At 72.5% G+C, this 2,462-nt stretch carries 2 protein-coding genes; both read left to right on the top strand.

The window, feature by feature from the left end:
- Window positions 1-114 precede the first annotated feature (114 nt).
- Complete coding sequence (locus ACNFOC_RS53250) at window positions 115-1,602, top strand: amidohydrolase (RefSeq protein ID WP_416966147.1); 1,488 nt, start codon at window positions 115-117, stop codon at window positions 1,600-1,602.
- A gap of 59 nt (window positions 1,603-1,661) precedes the next feature.
- Window positions 1,662-2,345, top strand: coding sequence for an isochorismatase family protein (locus tag ACNFOC_RS53245; RefSeq protein ID WP_416966146.1), 684 nt, complete (start codon window positions 1,662-1,664; stop codon window positions 2,343-2,345).
- Window positions 2,346-2,462: the final 117 nt, after the last annotated feature.

Raw genomic sequence — 2,462 nt, 5'->3', positions numbered from 1 at the left:
GGGCCGGGAGCCGTCGTCCGGGGGACGGAAGGGCGATCTGCAAGGTAAGGTAAGCCTTACTTTACTTGGTGGAATCGTTGGAGGAGTGCCCTCGGCATTCCCCTGGAGGCCCTTATGGCGGACAACCCAAGCGCCCTCACACTCACCCGGGTGCGCCTGGGTGCCGGTGGGCCGCTCGCCCGGGTGCGGGTGGCGGACGGTCGGATCACCCATGTCGTACCGGAAGCGGATGCGGGCGCCGAGGGTGCCGGTGAGCGGCAACTCGATCTCGGCGGGCGGGTGTTGTTGCCCGGTCTGTGGGACGCCCATGTCCATCTGGCGGAGTGGGCGAGTGCCCGGCACCGGCTCGACCTGGCCGGTACCGCGTCCGCGCGGGCCGTCGCCGATCTCGTCCGGGAACGCGCCGGAACGCCCGACGGCGCGGTGCTCTACGGGTACGGGTTCCGGGACGGGCTGTGGGCCGACGCCCCGCACAAGGGGCTGCTGGACGCGGTGCTGCCCGATCGGCCGGTCGCCCTGGTCAGCGCCGATCTGCATGCCGCGTGGCTCAACTCCGCCTGCCTCGCCCTCGTCGGCCGGGGCGACCATCCCACCGGCCTGATCCGGGAGCACGAGGCCCACGAGGTCCTGTCGGCCCTGCCCGCGGCACCGGACGAGGTGGTCGACGGCTGGATCGAGGACGCCTGCCGGGCCGCCGCCGCGCGCGGGGTCAGCGGTGTCATCGACTTCCAGTTCGGCGACACGGTCGCGGACTGGGAACGGCGTTCGGCCCGATTCCGGCCCGCCGTACGGGTGTCGGCCGCGGTGTATCCGAGTTACCTGGACGCGGCGGTCAAGCGCGGGCTGCGTACGGGGGACGCCGTCGGTGCGGAGGGCGGGCTGGTTCGGGTGGGGCCGCTGAAGCTCTTCACGGACGGATCCCTCAACACCCGTACCGCCCTGTGCCGCGACCCCTACCCGGGACTCGAGGGCACGGACGGCGCCCACGGCATCGAGGAGACGGCCCCCGACGAGCTCGTACGGCTCATGCGGCACGCCGCCGCGCACGGCATCGAACCCGCCGTGCACGCCATCGGCGACCATGCCAACACCGTTGCCCTGGACGCCTTCGAGGCGGTGCGCTGCCGGGGCCGGATCGAGCACGCGCAGTTGCTGAGCCCTCAAGACCTGCCTAGATTCGCCCAGTTGGGAGTCACGGCGGGGGTGCAGCCCCGGCACGCGACGGACGACCGCGACGTGGCGGACCGGCACTGGGCCGGGCGCACCGAACGCGCCTTCGCCTACGGCGACCTGCTCGCCGCCGGGGCACGGCTCGAGTTCGGCTCGGACGCCCCGGTCTCGCCGCTCGACCCCTGGCTCGCCATCGCCTCCGCCGTCGTCCGCACCGACGACGAACGTCCCGCCTGGCACCCGGAGCAACGCCTGTCCGTCCCGGACGCGTTGGTCGCGGCGGCTCGCGGACGCCGGCTCATCCGCGTCGGCGACCCGGCCGACCTGGTGGTCGTCGACGCGGACCCCCTGGACGTCGACCCGGACACCCTGCGCGCGATGCCCGTGCACGCCACGATGACGAACGGCCGCTGGACGCATGGGACTTACTGAGCCGCTGCCGCGCTCACCCTTCCCCACGACGACCGACGACCGGTGAGAGGCCGACGCGTATGCCGACATCCGACATGGTCCCGTACGTCATGCCCGGCCCTGCCGCGCTGCCCCCGGACCGGACGGGCTGGTCCATCGACCCGGGGCGCGCGGCGCTGGTGGTCCTGAACGTCCAGAACCACTTCCTGCACGTGCTGCGGGAGTCCTCCGCACCGGTCGGTGAACTCCTCGCCGGAGTCGCTCAGTTGACGGAGTCGGCGCGGGCCGCGGGCATTCCCGTGCTGTACACCCTCAAGACCGCGGAGCGGGAACCGGACGGACGGGAGTCCAGCTTCGGGCATCCACGCCTGCCCGGCGGCGAGGACTCACGTGACGTCGTGGACGCGATCCGCCCGCAGGTCGGCGACAGCGTGCTGGTGGCGAAGCGGTTCAGTGCCTTCGCCGGTACCCGACTGCGGCGCAGGCTCGCGGAGTTGGGGCGCGACCAACCGGTGATCGTCGGAGTGTTCGCACGCACCCAGGTGCTGCTGACGGCGGCCGACGCGTGGATGCAGGACATGGAGCCGTTCGTCGTCGCGGACGCGGTGGCCGACCGGGCGCACGACGATCACCGGATGGCCGTGGACTGGATCGCGGCGACCTGCGGCGCGGTCAGGACCGTGCGGGGCGTGGCGGACGTGTTCGGCGAACCCGGTCCCCGATGCCGTGGAGGGAGCCCCCGACCCTCAACACCGCTGATCTGACCGAGGTTTGACCAGCGGGTGTCGGCAGCGACTGGCAAGCCGCCATCCGTCGACCGGCCCGGGGTTCGAACGCCTTCAACTCGACCTGTTCGCCGCCGAGTACGAACAGCCCGCTGG

Source organism: Streptomyces colwelliae, from assembly GCF_048158785.1.
Taxonomy (GTDB): Bacteria; Actinomycetota; Actinomycetes; order Streptomycetales; family Streptomycetaceae; genus Streptomyces.
Note: the sequence above shows the minus strand (reverse complement) of the source record. Positions and strands in the feature narration are given on the sequence as shown.

Excerpts from the sequence above, each read along its gene's own strand:
- ACNFOC_RS53250 (WP_416966147.1), top strand. The coding sequence starts at position 115 with ATGGCGGACAACCCAAGCGCCCTCACACTCACCCGGGTGCGCCTGGGT.
- ACNFOC_RS53245 (WP_416966146.1), top strand. The coding sequence starts at position 1,662 with ATGCCGACATCCGACATGGTCCCGTACGTCATGCCCGGCCCTGCCGCG.